At 70.6% G+C, this 23,564-nt stretch carries 27 protein-coding genes and 1 pseudogene; 11 read left to right on the plus strand and 17 right to left on the minus strand.

Annotated elements, in window-relative coordinates:
• Nucleotides 1–6 precede the first annotated feature (6 nt).
• Together ubiA and BM396_RS16975 are read right to left on the minus strand one after the other, a co-directional pair.
• Nucleotides 7–954, minus strand: a complete 948-nt coding sequence (ubiA, locus tag BM396_RS16970) for a 4-hydroxybenzoate octaprenyltransferase (protein WP_043353102.1) — start codon at nt 952–954, stop codon at nt 7–9.
• 88 nt (nt 955–1,042) lie between these two features.
• The gene (locus BM396_RS16975; RefSeq protein WP_043353104.1) at nt 1,043–1,522 is read right to left on the minus strand and encodes a hypothetical protein; all 480 of its coding nucleotides are present in this window, start codon (nt 1,520–1,522) and stop codon (nt 1,043–1,045) included.
• Between the two features lie 220 nt (nt 1,523–1,742).
• On the opposite strand from BM396_RS16975, the gene BM396_RS16980 reads away from it, so the two are divergent.
• The 5 genes from BM396_RS16980 (at nt 1,743) to BM396_RS17000 (ending at nt 5,567) form a co-directional block, all read left to right on the plus strand.
• Nucleotides 1,743–2,495: a 16S rRNA (uracil(1498)-N(3))-methyltransferase gene (locus BM396_RS16980; RefSeq protein ID WP_043382687.1), complete on the plus strand. Its 753-nt coding sequence runs from the start codon at nt 1,743–1,745 to the stop codon at nt 2,493–2,495.
• 294 nt (nt 2,496–2,789) lie between these two features.
• Nucleotides 2,790–4,157 (plus strand): glutamate--cysteine ligase, encoded by a 1,368-nt coding sequence (locus BM396_RS16985; RefSeq protein ID WP_043382689.1) that lies wholly within the window; start codon nt 2,790–2,792, stop codon nt 4,155–4,157.
• Nucleotides 4,158–4,254: 97 nt separating this feature from the next.
• On the plus strand, nt 4,255–4,602 hold the full coding sequence (locus BM396_RS16990) for a hypothetical protein (RefSeq protein ID WP_043382692.1): 348 nt from the start codon (nt 4,255–4,257) through the stop codon (nt 4,600–4,602).
• Nucleotides 4,603–4,695: 93 nt separating this feature from the next.
• Complete coding sequence (locus BM396_RS16995; RefSeq protein WP_043353112.1) at nt 4,696–4,953, plus strand: sulfurtransferase TusA family protein; 258 nt, start codon at nt 4,696–4,698, stop codon at nt 4,951–4,953.
• A 38-nt stretch (nt 4,954–4,991) separates the two neighbouring features.
• Nucleotides 4,992–5,567 (plus strand): NUDIX domain-containing protein, encoded by a 576-nt coding sequence (locus BM396_RS17000; RefSeq protein ID WP_043382695.1) that lies wholly within the window; start codon nt 4,992–4,994, stop codon nt 5,565–5,567.
• 2 nt (nt 5,568–5,569) lie between these two features.
• Here the strand turns inward: BM396_RS17000 and BM396_RS17005 are convergent, their stop codons facing one another.
• The 6 genes from BM396_RS17005 to BM396_RS17030 form a co-directional block, all read right to left on the minus strand.
• Entirely contained in the window at nt 5,570–6,415 is an 846-nt protein-coding gene (locus BM396_RS17005; RefSeq protein WP_244538891.1) for a WecB/TagA/CpsF family glycosyltransferase, read from the minus strand.
• A 10-nt stretch (nt 6,416–6,425) separates the two neighbouring features.
• Entirely contained in the window at nt 6,426–7,901 is a 1,476-nt protein-coding gene (locus tag BM396_RS17010; RefSeq protein ID WP_043382700.1) for a GumC family protein, read from the minus strand.
• A 280-nt stretch (nt 7,902–8,181) separates the two neighbouring features.
• The gene (locus BM396_RS17015; protein ID WP_043382703.1) at nt 8,182–9,294 is read right to left on the minus strand and encodes a glycosyltransferase; all 1,113 of its coding nucleotides are present in this window, start codon (nt 9,292–9,294) and stop codon (nt 8,182–8,184) included.
• Nucleotides 9,291–11,291, minus strand: coding sequence for a glycosyltransferase (locus BM396_RS17020; protein ID WP_081948666.1), 2,001 nt, complete (start codon nt 11,289–11,291; stop codon nt 9,291–9,293). The genes BM396_RS17015 and BM396_RS17020 overlap by 4 nt, the downstream gene beginning before the upstream one ends.
• A gap of 104 nt (nt 11,292–11,395) precedes the next feature.
• Complete coding sequence (selD, locus tag BM396_RS17025) at nt 11,396–12,442, minus strand: selenide, water dikinase SelD (protein ID WP_043382709.1); 1,047 nt, start codon at nt 12,440–12,442, stop codon at nt 11,396–11,398.
• Nucleotides 12,443–12,482: 40 nt separating this feature from the next.
• Complete coding sequence (locus BM396_RS17030; protein WP_043382711.1) at nt 12,483–13,202, minus strand: cytochrome c biogenesis CcdA family protein; 720 nt, start codon at nt 13,200–13,202, stop codon at nt 12,483–12,485.
• Between the two features lie 158 nt (nt 13,203–13,360).
• Between BM396_RS17030 and BM396_RS17035 the strand changes: the two genes are divergently transcribed.
• The 3 genes from BM396_RS17035 (at nt 13,361) to BM396_RS32230 (ending at nt 14,549) form a co-directional block, all read left to right on the plus strand.
• A complete protein-coding gene (locus BM396_RS17035; RefSeq protein WP_043382714.1) occupies nt 13,361–13,870 on the plus strand; it encodes a metallophosphoesterase family protein in 510 nt (169 codons plus the stop codon).
• Between the two features lie 129 nt (nt 13,871–13,999).
• Nucleotides 14,000–14,323 carry a hypothetical protein gene (locus BM396_RS17040; RefSeq protein ID WP_078947352.1) on the plus strand — a complete coding sequence of 108 codons (324 nt, stop codon included), beginning with the start codon at nt 14,000–14,002 and terminating at the stop codon, nt 14,321–14,323.
• 4 nt (nt 14,324–14,327) lie between these two features.
• The gene (locus BM396_RS32230; protein ID WP_139239507.1) at nt 14,328–14,549 is read left to right on the plus strand and encodes a hypothetical protein; all 222 of its coding nucleotides are present in this window, start codon (nt 14,328–14,330) and stop codon (nt 14,547–14,549) included.
• Here BM396_RS32230 and BM396_RS17045 read toward each other — a convergent pair whose 3' ends face one another.
• Nucleotides 14,550–14,795 carry a hypothetical protein gene (locus BM396_RS17045; protein WP_043355558.1) on the minus strand — a complete coding sequence of 82 codons (246 nt, stop codon included), beginning with the start codon at nt 14,793–14,795 and terminating at the stop codon, nt 14,550–14,552.
• A 168-nt stretch (nt 14,796–14,963) separates the two neighbouring features.
• Here BM396_RS17045 and flaF point away from each other — a divergent pair, with 168 nt between their 5' ends.
• On the plus strand, nt 14,964–15,335 hold the full coding sequence (gene flaF, locus BM396_RS17050) for a flagellar biosynthesis regulator FlaF (RefSeq protein WP_043355557.1): 372 nt from the start codon (nt 14,964–14,966) through the stop codon (nt 15,333–15,335).
• 13 nt (nt 15,336–15,348) lie between these two features.
• Here flaF and BM396_RS17055 read toward each other — a convergent pair whose 3' ends face one another.
• Complete coding sequence (locus BM396_RS17055; protein WP_043355555.1) at nt 15,349–15,762, minus strand: flagellar biosynthesis repressor FlbT; 414 nt, start codon at nt 15,760–15,762, stop codon at nt 15,349–15,351.
• 150 nt (nt 15,763–15,912) lie between these two features.
• Here BM396_RS17055 and BM396_RS17060 point away from each other — a divergent pair, with 150 nt between their 5' ends.
• Nucleotides 15,913–16,689: a D-xylose 1-dehydrogenase gene (locus BM396_RS17060; RefSeq protein WP_043382717.1), complete on the plus strand. Its 777-nt coding sequence runs from the start codon at nt 15,913–15,915 to the stop codon at nt 16,687–16,689.
• Nucleotides 16,690–16,777: 88 nt separating this feature from the next.
• Here the strand turns inward: BM396_RS17060 and BM396_RS17065 are convergent, their stop codons facing one another.
• The 5 genes from BM396_RS17065 to BM396_RS17085 form a co-directional block, all read right to left on the minus strand.
• On the minus strand, nt 16,778–17,008 hold the full coding sequence (locus tag BM396_RS17065; protein WP_043355551.1) for a hypothetical protein: 231 nt from the start codon (nt 17,006–17,008) through the stop codon (nt 16,778–16,780).
• Between the two features lie 218 nt (nt 17,009–17,226).
• Nucleotides 17,227–17,478 carry a molybdopterin converting factor subunit 1 gene (gene moaD / locus BM396_RS17070; RefSeq protein WP_043355564.1) on the minus strand — a complete coding sequence of 84 codons (252 nt, stop codon included), beginning with the start codon at nt 17,476–17,478 and terminating at the stop codon, nt 17,227–17,229.
• Nucleotides 17,479–17,532: 54 nt separating this feature from the next.
• Nucleotides 17,533–18,132, minus strand: coding sequence for a CDP-diacylglycerol--glycerol-3-phosphate 3-phosphatidyltransferase (gene pgsA, locus BM396_RS17075; RefSeq protein WP_043355549.1), 600 nt, complete (start codon nt 18,130–18,132; stop codon nt 17,533–17,535).
• A 73-nt stretch (nt 18,133–18,205) separates the two neighbouring features.
• Complete coding sequence (gene uvrC, locus BM396_RS17080; protein ID WP_043382720.1) at nt 18,206–20,266, minus strand: excinuclease ABC subunit UvrC; 2,061 nt, start codon at nt 20,264–20,266, stop codon at nt 18,206–18,208.
• A 73-nt stretch (nt 20,267–20,339) separates the two neighbouring features.
• Nucleotides 20,340–21,056, minus strand: a complete 717-nt coding sequence (locus tag BM396_RS17085; protein WP_043382723.1) for a protein phosphatase CheZ — start codon at nt 21,054–21,056, stop codon at nt 20,340–20,342.
• A 302-nt stretch (nt 21,057–21,358) separates the two neighbouring features.
• Between BM396_RS17085 and BM396_RS17090 the strand changes: the two genes are divergently transcribed.
• Nucleotides 21,359–22,150 (plus strand): L,D-transpeptidase, encoded by a 792-nt coding sequence (locus tag BM396_RS17090; protein WP_236961730.1) that lies wholly within the window; start codon nt 21,359–21,361, stop codon nt 22,148–22,150.
• A gap of 111 nt (nt 22,151–22,261) precedes the next feature.
• Here the strand turns inward: BM396_RS17090 and BM396_RS17095 are convergent, their stop codons facing one another.
• The gene (locus tag BM396_RS17095) at nt 22,262–23,041 is read right to left on the minus strand and encodes a DUF2076 domain-containing protein (RefSeq protein WP_043382729.1); all 780 of its coding nucleotides are present in this window, start codon (nt 23,039–23,041) and stop codon (nt 22,262–22,264) included.
• 198 nt (nt 23,042–23,239) lie between these two features.
• Nucleotides 23,240–23,564 (minus strand): annotated as a pseudogene (locus BM396_RS17100) (porin family protein); the annotation flags it as partial.

Consider the following 23,564-nt stretch of genomic DNA (forward strand, 5'->3'; position numbering starts at 1 on the left):
CCGCTCTTAGACGAGATTGCGCAGCACGAGGTCGGCGGTGAGGCCGACGAACAGAAGCAGCCCGGCATCCCGGTTCGACCGGAACAGCGCCAGAGCCCCGCGCCCATCGCGTTCCCGCAGCGACAGGACCTGCCAGGCGAGGTGCCCGGCGAAGGCCGCGACGCCCAGATACCCGACGAATCCCGCACCGGCCCCGCGCGCCGCCAGCATCACGAAGGCAGCCGCCAGCGCGTAGCAGAGCCCGACGGCGAGACGCACATGCCGGCCGAACAGGCGCGCCGACGAGCGGATCCCCGCGATCTCGTCGTCCTCGATATCCTGCACCGCGTAGATCGTGTCGTATCCGATGATCCAGCACAGGGCGCCCGCGTAAAGCAGCAGCGCCGGCGGATCGAGGCGGGCGAACACGGCGGCCCAGCCCATCAGCGCTCCCCAGGCGAAGGCCAGGCCCAGAACCGCCTGCGGCATCGGCATGACCCGTTTCATGAACGGGTAGATCGCCACCGGCAGCAGCGAGCAGAGGCCGATGATCACCGCCTCGGCGTTGAACTGCAGCAGGACGGCCAGCCCGATCAGAGCCTGGATCACCAGGAAAAGGGCAGCATGGCGCGGACGGACCTGACCGGAGGGCAGGGGGCGCAGGCGCGTGCGCTCGACCTGCGCGTCGAGGTCTCGGTCGGCGATGTCGTTGTAGGTCGAGCCCGCTCCGCGCATCGCCACCGCGCCGATCAGGAACAGGAGGCAGTGCCAGGGATCGGGAAAGGCCTGATCCGCGGCGATCGCCGCCAGGGCGGCCGACCACCAGCAGGGCAGGAGGAGGAGCCACCAGCCGATCGGCCGATCGATCCGGGCGAGGCGCAGGTATGGACGCCAGGAACGGGGCGCCAGCCGGTCGACCCAGTGACCGGAGACGGCATCGGCTGGCCGCCCGTCGTCAAGCGCCGTCCCGTTCATCGGTCGGATCTCCGGTCGTGCCACACGTGCGTCCCCCATCGCTGCAGAGGGGGGACCCGCGCCGGATCCGTGATCCTCTCAGACGATCTTACAGAGCGCCCTGCGGCAGCTTGAAGCTGCCGGTCAAGCCCGGTCCGCCGAGCAGGCCGCCGCCGCCGCCGCCGGCCTGGGCCTGGGCCTGTGCGCGGGCCTGCGCCTCCATCTTGGTCGCCTGAGCGGCGACGCTGCAGATCTTGGTGCGGATGCCGCTGACCTTCACGTGGTCGGCCTTGAAGCCTTCCGCGAAGGAATCCGGGATCGAGCACCATTCCTTGTTGGCGGCGATCCACTTGATGCCCTCGGTGCCGTTGGCCTGGAGCTTCCCGAACAGGGCGCAGGCCTCCTGCGGGGTCATCTTCTTCTTGGACTGCGACGCCGCATTGGCGCGGCCGACCAGTGCCTTGCGCTCGGCCAGGGTCTTCTGGATGGCGCCGCATTCCGGTGCCGCGCTCTGCGCGAACGCGGCGGTACCGAACACGACGGTGCCGACCAGCACCGCCGCCCCCAGCTTCAGACTCCCCTTCGCCATTCCGAGACTCCCTCGACGCCCCTGCCGAATCCGCGAGCGGCCGGCTTTCTTCCGTTCCCCTGGGTTCGCCATAGGATTGTGGCGTCAATCGAGCGGCAAACCGGCTGCGCCATGCACCGGTGGACTGGCTGCCGAAAACCGGGGCTCGTAACCATTCGGCAACACTTTCGGGCGCGCCCCCCGCGTTGACAGGCTCGCCGCCCCGCGCGACCACGCCGCCATGCCGGCCTATGACTTCACCGCCCCGCGCCTTCACGTCGCGGCCGATCTCGCCGCGGGCGTGATTCTCCCCCTCGATCGCGCCCAGGCCAACTACCTGCTCAACGTGCTGCGCCGGGGGCCGGATGATCCAGTCCTGGTCTTCAATGGACGCGACGGCGAGTGGCGCGCGCATCTGGTCCAGACCGGGCGCAAGGGCGCCGACCTCCACGTCGCCGCACTGACGCGCGCCCAGACGAAGCCGGCCGACCTGCATTATCTCTTTGCCCCGCTGAAGAGCGCGCGCCTGGACTACCTCGCGCAGAAGGCGGTCGAGATGGGCGCCGGGACGATCCGCCCGGTCATCACCCGGTACACGCAGGGCGACCGAATCAACATGGACCGGCTGCGGGCCAATGCCGTCGAGGCGGCCGAGCAATGCGGGATCCTGACGATTCCCGATTGTCCCGACCCCGAGCGTCTCGCCCCGGCCCTGGCGGGGCTCGCCGCCGAGCGGCTCCTGGTGTTCTGCGACGAGGACGCGCCGGTGCGCGATCCCGTGCAGGCGCTGCGGGCGGCCGGCGATCCGCAGGTCCCGCCACCGCTCGCCGTGCTGGTCGGTCCGGAGGGCGGCTTCTCGGAGGAGGAGCGTGCGCTGATCCGGGCGCGGCCGAACACCGTCGCGCTCTCCCTGGGACCGCGCATCCTGCGGGCCGACACGGCCGCGGTCGCCGTGCTGGCCCTGGTGCAGGCGGTCCTCGGCGACGCGCGCTGAAGGCGGCCCGGCCCGATCCATGTGTGCCCGCGCACATGAAGGTGTCAGCCCGGACGATTGTTTCCCCGGATCGGACGTGAAGCGGCGCGCTGGCCGAGGCAGCCGCGTTGTGGGTTCCCGGCGGCTCGATTATGTCCCGGAACGGACGCCGCCTGCGCCGCGGGCTCATCGGGGTCGGGGGCGGGTGTCCGCCCGGAGCCCGCTCGCGAGAGCGGGTCGATACCGGGTGGATCCGCCGAAGCAGTTCGGCGCGCCCGTTCCAAGGCATAAGTCAGACGCACGGGCAGGCAGCGCATGGCGCGCGACAGCAACGACACCACGCCGCTCACCACGCGCGCCGAACTGATCGAATGGTTCGCGGCGGGCGAGAAGCCGCGCGCCCGCTTCGCGATCGGCACCGAGCACGAGAAGATCCCGTTCTACCGGGAGAGCCGGGCGCCCGTCCCCTATGACGGGGATCGCGGCATCCGGGCCCTTCTGGAGGGCCTTGCCGGCGAGACGGGCTGGGAGCCGATTCTCGATCTCGGCAACATCATCGGCCTGTCGGCGGAGGCGGGCGGTGCGATCTCGATCGAGCCCGGTGGCCAGTTCGAGCTGTCCGGCGCCGCGCTGCCCGATGTGCACGCCACCGCCGCGGAACTCGCCACGCATCTCGCCGCCACGAAGCGGGTGGCCGATCCTCTGGGAATCGGTTTCCTGACGCTGGGCATGAGTCCGAAATGGCGCCGGGACGAGACCCCGGTCATGCCCAAGAGCCGATACCGGATCATGGCCGGTTACATGCCGAAGGTCGGATCGCTCGGCCTCGACATGATGCTGCGCACCGCCACGGTGCAGGTGAACCTGGATTTCGCCTCCGAGGGCGACATGGTGCGCAAGATGCGCGCATCCCTGGCGCTGCAGCCGGTGGCCACCGCGCTCTTCGCCAACTCTCCCTTCACAGACGGCCGGCCGAACGGCTTCCTGTCGCGCCGGTCCGAGATCTGGCGCGACACCGATGCCGATCGGACGGGGATGCTGCCCTTCGCCTTCGATGCCGGGTTCGGTTACGAGGCCTATGTCGATTGGCTGCTCGACATGCCGATGTACTTCGTCAAGCGGGGCGACACCTACCACGACGTGTCGGGCGCCTCGTTCCGTGACCTGATGGCCGGCAAGCTGCCGCAGCTGCCCGGCGAGTTCGCGACGGTCTCGGACTGGGCCAATCACGCCTCCACCGCCTTCCCCGAGGTCCGGCTGAAGCGTTTCCTGGAGATGCGCGGCGCCGATGTCGGCGATTCCGGCATGATCGCCGCCCAGGCCGCTTTCTGGGCGGGCCTCCTCTACGACGAGGCGGCCCTCGACGCGGCCCTCGACCTCGTGAAGGGGTGGAGCCCGGCCAATCGCGAGGCTGCGCGGGCCACCGCACCGCGCCTCGGGCTCGCGACTCCGGTGGCCAACACCACCCTCGGCGCGGTCGCCGCCGAGGCCCTGGCGATTGCCCGGTCGGGTCTGCGGGCACGGGGCCGCCGCGACGCCGAGGGGCGGGACGAGACCATCTACCTGCAGCCTCTCGAGGCCATCGTCGCGGCCGGCCGGACGCGGGCAGAGGATCTGCTCGCCGATTACGAGGGCCGCTGGGGCGCCTGCGTGCGGCCGGCCTTCGCCGAATGCGTCTTCTGACGCCTCTCTGATCGACCGACGCACCGGGCGCGAATCACGTCCAGAGCGTGCTATTGGAACGTTCCAGCAGGGCGTTTTGCCGCTGGAGGATCTTACCATGACCCGTGTCACCGCCGTCATCCTTCTGGCGATGGCTTCCTTGCCGGCGAGCGGGGGCGCAGGTCAGGCGGCCGATCTGGCACGGTTCGAGGCTCCAGGCTCGGCGCCGGGCCCCGGCCGCTGGCATTACGGGGCGGGCGGACGCATCGCCGGAACCGTGGCGGCCCGCGGGCGTCCGCAATACAGCTACTATGGCGAGTACGGTTATCCCGCACCCTTCGGTTACGGCTATGCCTACGCGCCGGTGCCGAGCCACGGCTTCGACTACGGCTATTCCGGTCCGCGCTATGTCTGGTCTGCACCAGACAGCTATTACGGGCCTGCCTTCGGTTATTACGAATGGTGAGCGGATCCGCTGGCTTCGCGGGCCGGCGATGCCTATGACGCGCCGGGTGCCGGTCGCTATGCCGGTCGCTGCGCCGGTTCGGGAGCTTGCGGCGTGCGGGACGAAGATCCGGATTGCGTCGATCTCGACCTCAGCGGGCTGAAATGCCCCCTCCCGGTCCTGCGCACGCGCAAGGCCCTGCGAAGCCTTCCTGCCGGCCGCACGCTGGTGGTGACGTGCACGGATCCGCTGGCTGCCCTCGACATCCCGAATCTCGTGCGGGAGGAGGGCGCGCGCCTCGACGCTGTCGAGCGGCGCGCGGAACGCCTGCGCTTCCGCATCACCGTGTCCGCAAGGCCGCCGCATTCCTGAACGATCCGTGAGCCTTCCAGGGGCAAGGCAGGATCGGTATGGCACCGCGGATCGGGGGCGTGCGCCTCGTGCACGACGGTTGGGCGCGCTACCTCGTGGCCGAGGTGATGCAGGAGGACGGAACCCGCCTCACGCGGGAGATGGAGGATCACGGCCGGGCGGTCGCGGTGCTGCCTTACGATCCGGAGCGGCGGGTCGCCACGCTGGTCTCGCAGTTCCGGGCGCCGGTCCTCTACTCGGGGGGGCCGCCGAGCCATATCGAGGTGCCGGCCGGCCTCCTCGACGAAGGCGCCTCGGAGGACGAGGCACGGCGCGAGGCCCTGGAGGAGACGGGGTTGCGCCTGGGGGCGCTCGACTTCGTCGCCAGCGCCTGGTCGATGCCGGGCATCTCCACGGAGCGGATGGACCTGTTCCTCGCCGCCTACGGCGAGGCCGACCGGACCGGAAGCGGCGGCGGCCTCGCCGCGGAGGGCGAGGCCGTGGCGGTGCATGAGATCCCGCTGCCGGAGCTGGCCGCCATGGGCCGCCGCGGCACGATCACCGACATGAAATCGCTGACGCTGCTGTTCGCGCTCCAATTGCGGCGGCCGGACCTCTTCGAGGCGACGCGCTGAGATCAGCTGGCGCGCCGGCCCATCTGCTCCCGCATCGCGAGGCCGATGAAGCGCCAGGACTTGATGAAGTAGCGGCGGAACAGCCGCCGCGGCGCCTGCAGGAACCGGTAGATCCATTCGAGGCCGAGGCGCTGCATCAGCTGCGGCGCGCGCGGCAGGAACCCGGCCGCGACGTTCAGGGCGTCGCCGACGCAGAACACCACCGGCTCACCGAGCGTCTGGCCGTGCCGATCCACCCAGATCTCGGATTTGGGCGCGCCCACACCCATCACCAGCAGTGTCGTACCGTGGACGCGGATCCGCTCCGCCAGCGCGCGGCTGTAGGCCGCATCGTGCTCGAAGCCGAAGGGCGGGACCGCGCTGGCTACGGCGCCGGCCGGAAGGCCCGCCGTCTGCAGGCGAAGGGCCAGGGCGTCCGCCGCATCCTTGCGGGCGGAGACGAAGAAGACCCGCTGCGCGAAGGCCGGCGGATCGGCGAGGACGCAGCCGAGGAGATCGTGCCCGGTGATCCGGTGCACGGGCCGGCGACAGGCCCTCCGGGCCAGCCAGACCAGCGGCATCCCGTCGAGGGTCCTGGCCGCCGCACGCGCGTAGGCCTCGCGAAAGGGGGCATTCTCGCTAAGCTGGACGACATGATCGACATTCGCCGTGACGATCATCCGGGGCCGGCCGTCTCGCCGGGCCGCGACGGCGGCCACGAGGGCCGCGACGGGTCCGGTGTGAAACTGGTATCCGAAGAGTTCGACGGTCGCCTCCGCCTGCGGCGACCCGGACGCCGCGCAGGCGGGGCCGCTCACCGTGTGTGCTTCCCCGCGGACCGGATCCATGGCGCCGAGGTAGAGGCTCATCTCTCCGATGTCACGCATCGGCGGCCCGGAAGCTGGCCGCCGGCCGAGTGGCGGCGCGCAGGGTGCGGCGACGGTCGCTGTCGGCGCCGAGGAGCAGGGCGATGCCGCCGCCGAGCAGCAGGCCGAGGATCAGGGCCACCGGCAGGACGATCTTGGGCGACGGCGGGAAGGTCCGCTGGCGCGCGGGTGTCGCGGCCGAGATGATGCGGACGTTGGTGGTGTTGAGCCGCTCCTGCTCGCTCGCCTCGCGGGCGCGCTTCAGGTAGGCCTCGTAGATGCCGCGGCGGGCCTCGAGAGTCCGCTCCAGTTCGCGCAGGCCGACATAGGCCCGGTCGCTGCTCGCCGTCTCGGTCTTCACCCGGTCGAGATTCGTCCGGATCGCCGCCTCGCTCGCGGCGGCGCGGTCGTAATCCTTCTGGGTCGTCTCGATGATCCGCTCCTTCTCGCGCTGGATCAAGCGCTGCAGGTCGCGCTGCTGGGCGTATTGCTCGGCCATGGCCGGGTGGCGTTCGCCGAGGCGGGTGGCGAGCTCCGCGGTGTTGCGGGACAGCGTGGCGTATTGCTGCCGCAGAGCCTGCATCTCCAGGGATTGCAGCATCTCCGGCAAAGCGGTGCTGGGATCCGACGAGCGCATCCGGCGCGCCTGATCGAGGCGCGACTTCGCCTCGGCGGTCTTGATCGAGGCGGTGACGAGCTGCTGATTGAGGTCGCCGAGCTGCTGGTCGGTGAGCAGGCGGCCGCTGGCCGCCACGAGCTTGTGATCCTCACGGTAGCGGACCACCGCGCCCTCCGCCTGCTCGACATCCCGCTTCAGGCTGGCGAGCCGTCCGGCCAGGGCGTTGGACGCGCGGCGCGCGGTCTCGGTGCGGGCCGCCGCTTCTTCGGCGAAGTAGGCGTCCCCGATGGCGTTGGCGATGCGCGCGGCCTTCTCGGGATCGCGGGACTGCACCGCGACATCGATCACGAAGGTCCGCTCGGCCCGCCGGACGGTGAGCCGGTTCTGAAGCGTGTCGAGAGCGGTGATGACCGGATCGCGACTCGCCGCCGGCGGAAGCATGCCCAGAGCGCCCTTCACCCAGGTGAGGGTCGGGTTGTTGCCGTCCGGCAGGACGAACTCGTCGTCCTGATCGAGGTGGAGCTTGGCGATCACCCGGCGCAGGACGCTGTCGGACTGGATCACCCGCACCTGGCTCTCGGCGATCGAGACGCCGCTGTCGGCCTGGGGCTGGCGCGCGTTCACGTCGTTCTCGACGACGCGCAGATCGCTCGGATCCACGAGAACCTGGATGCTGGACGTGTAGCGCGGCGGGATCAGGCCGAGCAGCGCCACCGCCACGGCGACCATGAACAGGCCGCCCAGCACGATGAAGCCGCTGCCGCGCCACAGGCGCCGGAGGATCACGCGACCGTCCGTCTGCGGGGTCACCTGCGGCAGCACCATTCGGACGGGCTGCTCACCGCTCATCCGTGTCGAGAAGTCGAACATACGCCTCGCTCCCTGACCTGTCGGGACGGAGACAACCGCCCGCCGCCAACCTCGTCGCCTGTTCCTTTTCTGACCAGCTTCGTGCCGGTCTGGAACAGGTGCTCGCCCGAGGCGCCGTCTTCGTCGGGAGTCCAGCAATCAGCATACCGGACCAGTAGTATCGCCCCGTTGCGGTTCCTGCTTCAGGAAGCCCGCAGATATCGCATACAGACGTAATCCTAACTGTCACGACAATCGAACGTGAAAAGTCTCCGATTTGTTGGGGACTACGCAGGCCGCCTCAGGCGCTGCGGTCGCATGCGACAATTGACTCCAACGGTGCGTAGGCTGTCGGGTCGCCCGACAGGAAGCGTTGGAAGCGCAGCCCATCCTCGGCCGCTGTGGCGTTCCAGCACGCCACGTTGGCCCGGCTTGCCGCCGCCGCGCGGGTCAGACCGCCATCCCGGAGCCAGGCGGCGATGGTCCGAGCGGCGCCGTCCGGATCCTCCGGCCGGATCAGCAGGCCGGACGTCCCCAGCACCTCACGGAACACCGGGTCGTCCGGCGCCACGACCGGCAGGCCGCCATGCTGGACTTCCAGAAGCGGCAACCCCAGCCCCTCCGCCTTGGAGGTCGAGACCAGCAGGTGGCACGACCCCGCGAGGGCCCGCAGCTCCGCGTCGGCGAGGTATCCGTGCCGGTGCAGGAACGGCGGTGGTGCCTCCAGGAAGGCGTGCCGCCCCCATCCGACCCGGCCAACGAGATGGAGTTCCGCCGGGATGCCGGCGCGGATCAATGCCGCCGTCAGGGCGAGGGTCGCCGGATAGTTCTTGCGCGGTTCGATGGTCCCGATGGCGAGGAGCCGCAGCGTCGCGCCGGGCTCGTAGGCCGCCGGCCCCGGCAGGTCGGCCAGGCCGAAGGCGTCGCGGACGGCGGGTCGCAGCAGGGCGACGCGGGCGCGCTCCGCGCAGAGGGCGCGCACGGCCGCGCCGGTGGTGCGGCTGTTGACGAACAGGTTCGGGCACCAGCGCAGGGCGAGGGCGAAGCTCGGGCTCATGTAGATCCGGCTGCGCAGGCTCAGATCCGCCTTCCGCGTTAGCAGGAAGGTGTCGTGGACGTAGAGCAGGCACCGTGCCGCCGCGATGGCGCAGAGCGGCCCGGGCGGGAAACCCGGGAACAGGAACAGGGCGTCCCTGTCCGTGAGCGCCCGCGCGGGGAGGCCGATCTGCTGGGCGGCGATCATGCCGGGCAGGGAGCCGGCGGTCACCGGCCGCACAGTGTGCGGGGCGAGCTTCTCCGGGGCGAACAGGTCCAGGGTGACCCGCTCGATCCCCGTGACATGGGCCCGCAGATGGGTCTGGTCCAGGTAGATCCGCCGCTGCGCCATGCCGGATTTCGCCTTGTGGTCCGTCATGGCACCCTGCGCCGCAGCGTGCCGGCCAAGTACAGGCACCGCCGCACGAAGAGCGGCATCCGGCGGCCGAACACCATCTGCTTGGCCCGCCGCAGCCGGCGCACGAGCGGAGGCGAGACCGCCGGGACCGTGCCGGTCGCGCCCGTCCGCAGATCGGCCGCGAAGGGGAAATGCCCGAGCATCGCCGGGGCGAAGCGCGGATGGGCCGCGCCGTCCCCCAGGCCCAGCCGCCGGAAGACCGCCTCCAGCGACAGCGCCGCCGCGGCCGGGCTGTAGCGGCTCTCCAGGGCGATCCGCGCGAAGGCGCCGAGGCGGGTGCGGGTCGCCCGGTCATCGACCAGGGCGGCCAGGGCGTCGGCAAGGGCGCCGGGCCGCATCGGCACGAGGCGGCCCGAGACGCCGTCGATCACCGCTGAGGTCAGCCCGGCGGTGCGGTAGGCCAGGGTCGGGACCCCGCACAGGCCGGCCTCGATGGGCGTCTGTCCGAGAGTCTCGTGGCGGCTCGCGGTGACGTGGAGGTCGCAGGCGCCGTACCACGCCGCCAGCATCGCCTCGTCCGCGATGAGGCCGGGCGCGAACAGGTTCGCGATCCCGAGCCGGGCCGGATCGTCGAGGCGGCCGATCGCCACGACGCCGACGCCCGGTTTCGCCACGGCCTGAAGCGCCGCCCGGAGATCGGCAAAGCCCTTGTCGGGCCCGTCGACGATGACCGAGGATACGAGGATCAGCACGTCATCGGGGGGCAGGCCGAGCCGGGCGCGCAGGCCGGCGCGATCGCCGGGCCGGAAGACGGCGGTCGGGAAGGCGAGGCGGATCGGCTCGACCACGGTGCCGGGCGGCGCGAGTTCGCGGGCCCGCGCCAGCGTCCAGCCGGAATTGGCGAGAAGCCAGGGAGCCGGAGATCGGGCCGGGGATCGCACTTCGGGCCCGACCGGGGCGCCGGCGAGCACCGCGCGTTTGCGGTCGTGCATGCCGGCGATCCGGCCGGGGGCCAGTTGCGGATACTCGTCGGGGGTGGGGCAGGCCGCATCGCAGCCGATCGCGGCGCGGCCGCACGCGCGCGGATGGGCGCACCGGCCCGTGAGGGGGAAGAGGTCGTGCAGCACGAGGCCGACCGGTCCCCGCCGGGCCAGACGGCCGACGACGTCGAGGCTGCGGGTGGCGCCATGCAGGTTGCCGGCCAGGACGAGATCCGGTGCGGTCGCCGCGATCGCGGCCTCGGCCGGGGGGAAGACGTCGCGCCACTCGGCGGCCTCGGGACGGCCGCTCAGGGTGACCTCCGCGATCCGGTGACCGGCGAGAGTCAGTGCCTCGGCGAGCCGGCGCTGGGCCACGCCGGCCCCGCCCTGGGTGCCCGTCCCGGTGAGCGAAACGATCGACAGACCGCTGGCGGGCGGAGGAAGGTCCGAAAGCAGCCTGTGGAGCAGGGCGGGACGACCGATCAGGCTGCGCCGGTCCTCGGATGTCGTCGACCAAGCGACCCCCTCGTTCAGCATGCCGTCGGGGTCGAGGTCCGCATGGTCCGCCAGCCCGTCTCGCCGCCAGAGGATCCCGCCCCCCGCAGACCTGCGGCCACCGGCTTCCGCCGCGCGATCGGGCCCGTCGAGGCCCCGGACGGCGTGGTCGAACAGGACGCGCAACCCCGCGACCGCGTCGACCTCGGCGAGCGAGGCCTCCAGCGCCAGAGCGATCAGCGCACCCGGGGCGAGCAGGTCGCCGGCAGCGAGCCAGAGCAGATGATCCGGACCGGGATCGGTCAGGATCCGCTCCACGGCCGCGCGTCCGGTCGTGGGCGCCAGCACGTCGTGTCGGAACTCCGGATAGTCCTGGCGCAGGACCGACGCGACGGTCCCGGCCAGGGCGGCATCCGCGTGGGCCACCGTGATGATCCGGATCCGCGGCCAGGGGCGCCCGTCGGGCAGCGACCGCGGACGGGCGGGTCCGGGGGGGCTGCGCCCGTACGGCCAGCCGGCGACGCCGTGGGGAGGCGGTGACATGTCTGCGGCCTCGGTCACGGCGGCTCTGGCGGCGGCTCGGGTCTCGTGCGGGGCGACAGAGTGGACGGGAAGGTTGAAGATTGCCTCTCGGGGCCGGCGGCGTCTCAGCCCATCACCCGGATCCGCGCCGGACCGGCCTCGATCCGGCCGATGCGGGCGGCCGCCGGGTAGCCCGCCGATCGGATGCGCGCGAGGAGCGCGTCGGCCCGGTCGGCCGAGCAGGTCACCAGCAACCCGCCCGAGGTCTGCGGATCGGTGAGGATGTGGCGCCGCCAGTCCGGAAAACCCTCCGGCAGGTCGACCGCCTCGCCGAACGCCGACCAGTTCCGGTGCGAGGCACCGGTGACGGCGCCGGCGCGCGCCAGCGCCTCCGCCTGCGGCAGCAGGGGGAGGGCGTCGGCCTCGAGGGTGAGCGTGAGACCGGCGCCGCGGGCGATCTCCAGCCCGTGGCCCAGGATGCCGAAGCCGGTCACGTCGGTGAGGGCATGGACGGCGGGCTCGGCGGCCAGGTCGGGTCCGATCCGGTTAAGCAGCGTGGTGGTGGCAATGAAGTCGCGGTAGCCGGCATCGTCCAGGATCTCCCGCTTGATCGCCGCGGAGTAGACCCCGACCCCGAGGGCCTTGGTGAGCAGGACGGCATCTCCCGCCATCGCGTCGGCGTTGCGTCGCACCGCCTCCCGGCGGCAGGTGCCGATCACCGCGAGGCCGTAGATCGGCTCGGGGGCGTCGATCGAGTGGCCGCCCGCCACCGGGATGCCGGCCTCGGCGCATTGCTCTGCGCCGCCGCGCAGGATCCGCGCGACCACCTCCGGGTCGATCTTGCCCAGGGGCATCCCGAGGATCGCGAGCGCGAAGAGCGGCCGGCCGCCCATGGCGTAGACGTCCGAGATGGCGTTCGTCGCGGCGATCCGGCCGAAATCGACGGGGTCGTCCACCATCGGTGTGAAGAAATCCGTGGTGGCGATGATGCAGGTGCCGTCCTCCAGCTCCCATACGGCCGCATCGTCCGCCGTCTCGTTGCCGACGAGGAGCCGCTCGAACGGCCCGGCCGCCGGCTGCTGGGCGAGGAGCTGGCGCAGGGTGGCGGGGTCGAGCTTGCAGCCGCAGCCGCCGCCATGGGCAAGACTGGTCAGGCGGGGGGCATCGGTCATCGCTGATCTCCGTTCCGGACGTCCTGGGACCATGGCGGACTCAGTAGCGCGTCGTCAGCGCATTGAGCCAGTCCGGCGAAGCCGCGACGGCCGCAGCTTCGACCTGCTTGTCGAGTCCCGTCAGCACCAGCAGGCCGAGGACCACCATCACGGCGCCCAGCGCGGCCTTCGCGGCCCGGCCGGCCGCGGCGAGGCCGCCGCGCCAGCGCAGCAGCGCCTCGCGGGAGACGAAGCCGAGGAGCATCAGCGGGGCCGCGGCCCCGATCCCGAAAGCCAGCATCGTCAGGGCGACGCTCCCGAGATGCTCGCCCCGCGCCGCCATCAGCGAGGCCGCGCCCAGGGTCGGTCCCACGCAGGGGCTCCAGGCGGCGCCGAGCAGCAGGCCCACGGCGAACTGGCCGGACAATCCGCCGGAGCCGAAGCCGCCGAAGCGTTCCTCCGCCCAGGCGCCGACCGGGCCGGCGGCCGTCGCGACCCGGGCCTGGAGCCGCGGCAGCATCAGCACCGCGCCCAGCAGCAGGAGGAGAACCGCGCCGGCACGCCGGAACGCGTCGCCGTCCAGGCCGATGGTGAAGCCGATCGTCGCGACGAACAGCCCGATCGCCGTGAAGGCGATCGCCAGCCCGCCGGCCAGCGCCACCGGGCCGAGGCGATGCTCCGCGGCCGCGGTGCCGAGCACGATCGGGATCAGCGGCAACACGCACGGCGAGAGCACCGACAGAAGCCCGGCCAGGAAGGCGAATCCGACCGTTCCCAGCATGCCCTCGCGCTCCCGATCCCGCTCGCCCTGCGGAGGTCTCCTCCGTGCCGCGCGGGCGGTCAACGCGCCAGGCGGCCGCGGGCGTGCGGGAACAAGGCGGCGGCCAGCCGATTTCGGCGGCAGTCCGGTGGCGTTCCCGGGCGAGGCGGAGCAGACCGGTGACCATCTTCTTCACGGGCGACACGCATTTCGGCGACCCGCGGGCACTGCGCTTCGACCACCGGCCCTATCCGGATCTTGAGGCCCACGATGCCGGGCTGGTCGCGGCCTGGAACGCCGCGGTCTCGCCCGGCGACACAGTCTGGCACCTCGGCGACTTCGCCCTCGGGCCGAGCGGAGACCGGATTCGCGAGATCCTCGCCGGGCTGAGCGGCGAGAAGCACCTGATCGTCGGCAACAACGACGGGCCCGATACTCTTGGTGCGCCCAGCTGGACGTCGGTTCGGCACTACGCGGAAATCGAGGTCGAAGGCCGCATGGTCGTGCTCTGCCACTACGCGTTCCGCACGTGGAACGGCATGAGCCGCGGGGCCCTCAATCTCCACGGGCACAGCCACGGCAAGCTCAAGCCAATGCCGAAGCAGTACGACGTGGGTGTCGACCCGATGGGGCCGGCACCCGTGCCGCTCTCCGCAATCCTCGCGTCCCGCCGGCGTCGGGGGCGGTGAGTCGGGGCGGAACTTTCACGTCAGCTTCACCGTTTCAGCGGACAGGAAGGGAGTGGACTCGTGCCGCTCCGAGAAACCCGGCCGGTCCGCCTTCGGAGTGGCCATCCCAAACCGTGTGTGAGTGTTGAAGTGAGTGCCATGTCGGTCACTCTGACCCGTTGCCTCGCCAGCCTCGTGGCAGGCCTCGTGATGACTTCCGCGGCGTCGGCTGTGCCGGCCTGCATCGAAGCCCAGCGCAAGGTCGACGAGGCGAATGCCCTGCGCTTCCAGGCGCGTCAGGAGGCCCGTCTGGGCGATCATGACCGCGTCTGCGACACGCTCGATGAAGTGGGCGACCGCTACGACGATGCCCGCGACGCCTTCGAGCGATGCGGCGAGGGCGTCGTGGCGATCGATCTCCGCAGCGAACTGCGGGGCCTGCGGATCGCCAAGAAAATTAACCGCTGCGATTGATCGGGTGCGCATCCGCACCTCGGACGTCCCGTTCCTGCAGCATCACCCCGACACGCGCGACGCCGGTCGCCGAAAAGGTTCTGCGCCCATGACCCCCGCCACGCTTTCGAACGACATCGAACCCGCCGTCGTCCGCACCGGCCCGTCCTTCGCGGCAGCCCTGTGCGGCTTCGTCAGCACCACCGTCGCGACGACGATGCTGCTCATGCTGATCGGTGCGTTCTGATCAGGGCGCGACCGACCAGAATCGCTGACGGTTGAACAACATATCCTGGGAGCCGACCTTCGGTGCCGGCTCCGTCCGCCGCCCGCAATCGGGTTCGGCCGGCTTCGTGACAGCCGCGAGCGTCGTGTGGGCCGGCACGGGTATCAGGCCCAGGCGCGTCTGAACCTCGGGCTGCCGCGCCGCCGCGATGGTCAGCACGCAGGCGATCAGGCCGCCGGCAACAGTTCCGAGAACGAAATTCAACATCGGGCCTGGGATCCGGGGCCCGATTCCTTTGGGCCACACAGCGTCGTCGATAAGCAACCCGGCGGCATCATGGCGGATCTGGCGCTCACGCGCTTTTAACTCCTGGTCTGCGACAGCTACGCGCCAGCTTGCCGCCAAGGCAGGCCTGACGACGGGGCTGGACCGCCGATGAATTACGCCGCCAACGCCTACGCCAAGACATCCCACAGCGCCCTCTCGCCGCGCGAAGCCGAATCCGCGGTTCTGCTGAAAGCGGCGCAGAAGCTGATCGGTGCGAGCCAGGGGCTCTCCGAGGGCGATGCCGGGCGCCTCAACGACGCCCTGTCGTTCAACCAGCGCGTCTGGACGCTGCTGACCTCCGAGGCCACGTCGGACCTGAACCCGCTCCCTTCGGACGTCAAGCAGGGCGTCGGCCGCCTGGGCGTGTTCGTGCTCCAGAGCTGCATCGACACGATGATCGCGCCGACGCCCGAGAAGATCGCGACGCTCGTGTCGATCAACAACCACATCGCCGCCGGCCTGCAGGGCAATCCCGGCTGAGGCCCGAGGGCCGTCAGGAAGCCGCCGACGTTTCCGGCAGGTCCGGCTGGGACACCGCGCCGGCGGCTTCCCACTCGACGAGTTTGCGGCTCAGCTTGAGCGCCCGATAATACGCGCCGGTCTCGACGGCCTGGGCGATCCCCGCGATGTGAGGGGCCGCCGCCGGCGCGAGCCCGAGCAGATCCGTCGCCTGCCGGAAGAACAGGTCGATCCCCTGCGTCGGATCGTCGGCGAGGTAGATGACCGTCAGGGTCAGGTGGAGGCGCTTGCAGGCCGTGTCGGCCTCGGTCTCCGTGATGATCTCGCTCTCGCGCAGGAACTTGCACTGCGTCTCGATCAGGAAGGTCGAGCGCCGGTCGCCGTTGCGCAGCAGGGCACCGTTGATGATCAGCCGTTCGAAGGGCTTGAGTTCCAGACGCAGGGGCATCGGGCGTTCCTTTCTAGAAGACCCGGCGATCTCATTCGCGAACCGTTAACGTTTCGAGAATTCCCGCCCCGAGCGCAGCCGTTGCACCACGCGGGTGCCGTGATAAACTCCCACAAATGACGACCGGGTGAAGCGTGTCGGGGAGGTCCGATGACGGCGCAGACGGATCGGCGCGCACGGTATCCGAGCCTCGGTGGCAAGCGCGTCCTGGTCACGGGCGGCGCCTCGGGAATCGGCGAGGGTCTGGTCGAGGCCTTCGTCGGCCAGGGGGCCCGCGTCCTGTTCTGCGACATCGCGGATGATGCGGCGAACGCAGTGGTGGCGCGTCTGACGCCCGGCGCCGCGCACGCCCCGCTCTACCGGCGCTGCGACCTGACGGATGTCGATGCGGTTCGCGCGCTGGTCGCCGAGGCGGATACGGTTCTGGGCGGCTTGGATATCCTGATCAACAATGCCGGCAACGACGACCGCCACAGCCTCGCCGAGGTGACGCCCGCCTATTGGGACGACCGGATGGCGGTGAATCTGCGCCACCTGTTCTTCGCCGCTCAGGCGGCGGTGCCGGCGATGCGGCGTGCGGGCGGCGGCGTGATCCTCAATTTCGGATCGATCAGCTGGCATCTCGGGCTGAAGGAGATGCCGCTCTACCAGACCGCCAAGGCGGCGATCGAGGGGATGACCCGCGCCCTGGCCCGCGACCTCGGCCGCGATGGGATCCGGGTGGTGTCGATCATCCCCGGCAACGTCCAGACGCCGCGGCAGGACAGATGGTACACGCCGGAGGGCGAGGCGGACATCGTCGCCGCGCAATGCCTCGACGGCCGGATCCAGCCGGCCGACGTCGCCGCGCTGGTCCTGTTCCTCGCCTCGGACGATGCCCGGATGTGCACAGGCCACCCCTATGTCATCGACGCGGGGTGGCGCTGATCGGGAGCCGGGCAGAAAACCGGCCGGACATGAGACCGGCCGGACAGGGGGCGCGGGTCCGCGCTCCGGCCCGGCCCGCTTCCGTGCCTCAGTCGCACGTCTCCTTCTTGACGGTCTTGGAGTCGCCCATGTCGTTCTCCTTGCGCACCGTCTTGGTGACGCAGCCGTCGCCATGGTCGTGGACGGTCACGGATTTCGACTCGGTCGCCGGGCGGTCGACGACGACGGCCGGCCGGTCGCGCTCGATGACGGTGGTCTGGGCCTGTGCGGCGGCGCCGAGGCTCAACAGGGCGGCGGTCGCGAGCAAGGTCTTGCGCATGCTGAAACTCCAATACCGGTTTCGGTACCGGGTAACGGCGGTCACAGCTTGAGCGTTCCGCAGAGCCGTCGGTCTCGAAGGCGGACCGAACCCGTAAAAAAACTTGGCTCGGCCCGCGCGCCGTTCGGTTCGAAGCAGAGCCGGAGCGACGGCGCCAATGACTGCGGAACCGGGACCAAGACAACCCCGGTGGACTACGTGCGCGGCGTGGCCGGGCCTCAGCCGCCCGTCATCGGCGGGAAGAAGGCGATCTCGCGGGCGCCGGCGATCGGCGCGTCCGGCTTGGCGTGGACCCGATCGATCGCGGCCCGGACGACGCCCGGATCCTCGAAGGCGTAGGCATATTCCTCGCCCCGGCCCCGGAGCCACCCGACGAGGTCGGCGACGGTGGCGACCTCCGCCGGGGGTGCCAGCTCCTCCTCGGGGCGGCCGATCCGCTCGCGGACCCAGGCGAAATAGACGAGCTTCATCGCATCACCGTAGCGAAGACAGGGCAGGGACCGCACGTCCCGCAGGCCGATCCGTCAGCGCGGATCGTCGATGACGTGCTTGATCCCGGCCCGCATGTAGTCCCAGCCGGTCCAGAGCGTGAGGGCGGCGGCCAGCCACAGCAGCGTCAGGCCGATCGGCTCAGTGCCCGGCAGCAGGGTCTCGCCCGCCGGGCCGGCGACCAGGAAGCCGAGAGCCACGAGCTGCACGGTGGTCTTCCATTTCGCGATCTTGCTGACGGGCACCCCGACCTTCAGCTCGGCCAGGTACTCGCGCAGGCCGGAGACCAGCACCTCGCGGCACAGGATCACGATGGCCGCCCAGATATTCGAGCCGACGATCGTGTGGTCCGCCGTCAGCATCAGCAGGCACGCCGAGACGAGAAGCTTGTCGGCGATCGGATCGAGCATCCGGCCGAGCGCCGAACTCTGATGGTAGGTGCGTGCGACGTACCCGTCCAAGTAGTCGGTGATCGCGGCCGCGACGAAAACGCCCAGCGCCGTCCACCGGGCGGTGTGGGATTCGGGCCAGAACAGCAGAGCGACCATCACCGGCACGGCAACGAGGCGCCCGTAGGTCAGGCAATTCGCGAGCGTCCAGGCCGGCGACCGTCGTCGGGGAAGGACGGCGTTCATCGCAGGGGTGAAATCAGAGCGGGGCCCGGGCGTCAACGTCCTGGTTTCGGTCTCGGCCATCGCGGTCGGGTTCTCAGGCGCCGGCATGGAAGAAGTCGTAGACCGCCCGCGCGGTGGCGGCGTTCACGCCCGGTGTCTTGGCCAGATCCTCGAAGGCCGCACGCTCGATGGCCTTCACGGTCCCGAAATGATGGAGCAGCGCGCGCTTGCGGCTGGGCCCGATGCCGGCGATCTCGTCCAGGGGGTTCTTCACCATCTCGCGCTTCCGCTTGGCCCGGTGGCTGCCGATGGCGAAGCGGTGCGCCTCGTCCCGGAGCCGTTGCACGAAGTAGAGCGTCGGGTCGCGCGGCGGAAGCTTGAAGGGCGGCCGGCCGGGCACGAAAAACGTCTCGCGCCCGGCATCCCGGTCGCGGCCCTTGGCGACGCCGATCAGCGGCACGCCCGAGACGCCGACCTCCTCCAGGGCCGTCCGCGCGGCGTCGAGCTGGCCCTTGCCGCCGTCGATCAGCACGAGGTCCGGCCAGGCCGGGAACGCCTCGCTCTCCTCGGCCGGCACCGGCTCCTGGACGCCGCCCTCGACGGCGGCGGCCGCGGCTTCGCGTTCGGTGCGCGGTGACTCCTTCACCAGCCGCTTGAAGCGTCGCTGCAGGACTTCGCGCATCATGCCGTAATCGTCGCCCGGAGTGAGCTCCTCGGACTTGATGTTGAACGTGCGGTAATGCGTCTTCATGAAGCCCGTCGGGCCGGCGACGATCATGCCGCCGACCGCGTTCGTCCCCATGATGTGCGAGTTGTCGTAGACCTCGATCCGGCGGGGCGCGCCGTCGAGCCCGAAGGCCTGGCCGAGCGCCGCGAGCAGCTTGCCCTGGGAGGCCGTGTCGGCGAGGCGCCGCGCCAAGGCTTCCTTGGCGTTGCGCTGGGCGTAGTCGACGAGGTTCTTCCGCTCGCCGCGGCTCGGCTTGTGGATCTCGACGCGGTACTCCACCCGGCTCGACAGGGCCGCCGCCACCAGCTCGGCATCCTCGACCGCATGGCTCGTCAGCACCGTCCGGGGCGCCGGCTTGTCGTCGTAGAACTGGCCGATGAACGACCCGAGCACCTCGTCGGGGGTCATCGACCGGTCGGCCTTGGGGAAATAGGCGCGGTTGCCCCAGTTCTGGAAATTCCGGAAGAAGAACACTTCGATGCAGAACTGGCCGGCCTGCTCGTCGAGGGCGAACACGTCCGCTTCCTCCACGCCCTGGGTGTTGACCCCCTGCACGCCCTGGATCGCCGACAGCGCGGCGATCCGGTCCCGGAAGCGGGCGGCGCGTTCGAACTCCATCGCTTCCGAGGCTTCCTGCATCTCGGTGCGCATCCGGTCCTTCACGGCGTTCGACTTGCCCGCCAGGAACGCCCGGGCGGAATCCGCCATGGCGGCGTAATCCTCCGTGGCGATCTCGCCGGTGCAGGGACCGGAGCAGCGCTTGATCTGGAAGAGCAGGCAGGGACGGGTGCGGTTCTCGTAGTAGCTGTCCGTGCAGGTGCGCAGGAGAAAGGCGCGCTGCAGGGCGTTCACCGTCCGGTTCACCGCCCAGACGCTGGCGAAGGGCCCGTAATAATTGCCCTTCCGGCGCCGGGCGCCCCGGTGCTTGACGATCTGCGGGGCGGGGCCGTCGTCGGTGACCAGAATGTAGGGGAACGACTTGTCGTCCCGCATCAGCACGTTGAAGCGGGGCTTCAGCTGCTTGATCAGGTTGGCTTCGAGGAGCAGCGCCTCGGTCTCGGTGGCGGTGGTGACGAACTCCATCGCCGCCGTCTGCGAGATCATCCGGGCGATGCGGTTCGAATGCGCCTGACCCCGCGCATAGGAGCCGACCCGGGCCTTCAGGTTCTTGGCCTTGCCGACATAGAGGACGTCGCCGCGATGATCGAACATCCGGTAGACGCCGGGCGAGGACGGCAGGGTCGACCAGAACCGGCGGATCACCTCGGTGCCGGCCTGGACGGCACCCGGCTCGAAGTCGAAATCGATTTCCGGCGCCTCCGTGTCGGGGAGGCCGGCTTCCGGCGCGTCGGCGGTCTCGTCCCGCTCGGCGTCGCGGCCGTCGTCGAAGGTGTCCGGGGGCAGATCTGAGAGGGCTCTGCGGCTCATACCGCAGATCTAAGCGTTCCTGAGCGCCAGCGGGACCGGGGCGGCGACAAAAATCGCGCGCCTGGACCGGGGATCAGTCGAACAGCGAGTCGATGTCGCTCTGGTCGACGTGGCCGGGATCGTGGTCGAGCTTCGGACCGTTCAGGAGCGAGCTCTCGTCGTCCAGGGAGGTCGGCACCGGCATGACGGTGATGAGCTCCTTGAAGCTGTCGAGTTCCGACCACGTGGCGATCAGCCGGTCGAGATGCTCCTCGATGAACTTCATCACGCCGACGATCTTGGTGATCCGCTGGCCGGTCAGGTCCTGGAAGTTGCAGGCCTCGTAGGCGGTGATCACGCGCTCGAGGATCACGTCGACGTGCTGCTTCAGCCCGGGCGGCAGCGTCGCGGCGTTGAGCATGCCGGCGTGGCTCTCGATCTCCTCGATCGCCCCGAGGAGCTGCGTCGTGGCGCGCTCCGTCGAATCGACCACGGCGTCGAGTTCGTCGGCCGCCCGGCGCATGCCCTTGCCGGTATTCTCCGTCCGATGCAGCGTCGCCAGCTCCGACTTGGTGCGGGTGATCGCCTCCTTCATCACGTCGAGTTCCGTGCGCATCGCGAGCGCTTCGTGCAGCTCGCGCCGGCACGACTCGATCGTCTCGCTGGCGCTCATCTGCGTGACGCGGCGCAAGTCCTGGATGGCGCTGAAGATTTCTTCGAGTCGCTCGTTCGAGGCGATCGAGCCCGGACCAGGCTGGGGAGCCGCGGGAATCCCGAGGCTGTCTTCGATGCGATAGCGCTTCTGGGTCATCGTCCGGGCGTGGGCGTTCGGGTTCCGTCGACGCAACTCTCTACCACATCGGTTAGCGGACTGTGACTGCCAAGCTTTTTCCGAGCGTTCCGGGCTCCTTCCCGAAGGCGCGGCGGGCTGCGATGAACGGTTAACCGGCGATTCACGCTGCCGCCGACGGGCCGGGGAGAGACCGCGGCCTCGGCGCGATTCACCACGTTCCTTCACCTGATTCGGTAAAATGCCGCGGGATCGTTCGCGGGCCGGGCGCTTGGGCGCCGGCTCGGGAGCATGCGACGATGCGGGGTTCGGTCCGATTGGGAATGGCGGCGGCCGCGGCCGCTTTCGTGCTGTGCGGGCCTGCGCGCGCGCAACAGGCGCGCTACGCCGAGGGCGGCTACGGCGGCGGCCTGATCGAGTACCTCGTCACCGGAAGCGCCGGGGGCGGCGGCCGCGGCTGGCCGCAGCGCTCCGCGGCCCCGCAGCGGGCGGCGACGTCCCAGCGGGTCGCGGCCTATTCCGGGGAACTGGTGCCGGCCGAACCGGAGGCCGCTCAGGCATACGGACAATCCTACGGACAGGCTTACGGTGCGGCTCAGCCCTACGGCGCGCCGCCCGCGGCCGCCTACGGGGCATCCCAGGCGGATCCCGCCCGGATCGCCCGCGCGGTCGCGCCGGAATTCCAGCGCCAGGAGGTCCCGTTCGCGGGGCCGCAGAAGCCCGGGACGATCGTCATCGACACCGCCGGCAAGCATCTCTACCTCGTGCAGGCCGGCCAGCGCGCCCTCCGCTACGGGATCGGCGTCGGCCGTCCCGGCTTCGCCTGGAGCGGTCTCAAGACCGTCAGCCGCAAGGCGGAGTGGCCGGACTGGACACCGCCGGCAGAGATGCTCGCCCGCCGGCCCGACCTGCCGCGCCACATGGCCGGCGGGCCGGAGAATCCCCTCGGGGCGCGGGCCCTGTATCTCGGCTCATCGCTCTACCGGATCCACGGCACCAACGAGCCCAATACGATCGGTCAGTCGGTCTCGTCGGGCTGCATCCGGATGATGAACGACGACGTCGTCGACCTCTACGACCGCGTGCCGGTGGGAACACGCGTCGAAGTCCTGTGAGCGCCTGACGTCGTCGGCATCACGCAGGCTGACCCTTCGGATACGGAAAGGCCCGGCCGCGCCTGACGCGACCGGGCCTCTCTCTTTGGGGGCTGAGCCGGGGCTGGACGATCAGGTCCAGTCGCTGTCGTCGCCGCCGCCCAGGTCGCCGCCGAAATCGCCACCCGGATCGCTGTAGTTCGCGTCCTGGAAGCTACCCAGGTCGCCGCCGCTGTTGTCCAGGGCAGCTCCGAGATCCTGGTTGCCACCGTCGCCGTAGTAGTTGTTGACCACGGTCTCGCCGGCACCGCCGCCCAGGCCGGCGGCCGCAGCGCTGCCGAGGCTCGAATGGCCGCCCGCGAAGGCGTTCGACAGGGCGCTGCCCAGGAGCATGCCGCCGGCCGCGCCCGCCGCCATGGGGAGCGCCGTCGCCATGAAGCCGCCTCCGCGGGCCGGCGCCTGCGGCTGACCGCCCCAAGGGCCGCCCTGCTGGGGATAGCCGCCCTGCTGGGGATAGCCCCCCTGCTGCGGGTAGCCTTGCTGGGGATAGCCCTGCGGGGGCGCGCCGCCCTGATTGCCCCAGGGTTGTCCGGCGGGACGCTGCTGTGCGTAGCCGGGCTGCGGCTCCTGGCGCTGGCTGCCGCCGCCGAAGATGCTCGACAGGAAGCCGCCGCCGCCGCCCGAGGGCTGCGCAGAGGCCGCTTGGCTGCGCGCCTGCTCCAGCTGCTGGTTCAGGCTCTTGATCGCCTCTTCCTGGACGTAGATCAGCTGCGCCATCGCGTAGGGCGCGTAGGGCTGGGCGCGGATCTTGTCGGCGATGAAGCGCTCCGCCTCCGCGTCGCGGGGCTGGGTCTGCGCCTGCTCCAGCCGCTGGAAGATGCCCGAAATGACGTCGCGTTCTTCGCTGTTCATGGAGTCGTCCTCCTCGAATCTCACCCGCGGGCCCGAACGCGCCGCATGGCAGACACGACATGGGTGCGCGGCGACGCTTTGTCAGGGGGATTGCGAAAACTTCATCCGCCGACTGCGAAAAACGAGAAGCCCGACCTTTCGGCCGGGCTTCCCAGAGGCGGATCCCGAACGCGGCCGTAGCCGCGCCGTCGCGCAATCCTAGAAGGTGCCGAACTTGTAGTTCAGGCCGGCGCGGACGACGGCGAACTCGTCGGAACGGCGGCCGATGCCGCTGTAGACAACGGGGAAGTTGTTGGCGGCGTTGATGACGAACGCGCCCTGGTTGCGGGTGTTGCGGTCGAGGTTGACGTACAGGCCTTCGACCTTGAGCGTCACGGCCGAGGAGCGGAAGAAGTTCAGGAAGGAGTCGGTGGGGAGCGCGTACTCGACGCCGCCGCCGACGGCCCAGCCGGTGCGGAAGCTGTCGTTGCCGGCGTAGCCGCCGAAGGAGCGGTCGGCGCTGCCGGAGCCGTAGGCGAAGCCG

Source organism: Methylobacterium sp. UNCCL125 (assembly GCF_900116795.1).
Lineage (GTDB): Bacteria > Pseudomonadota > Alphaproteobacteria > Rhizobiales > Beijerinckiaceae > Methylobacterium > Methylobacterium fujisawaense.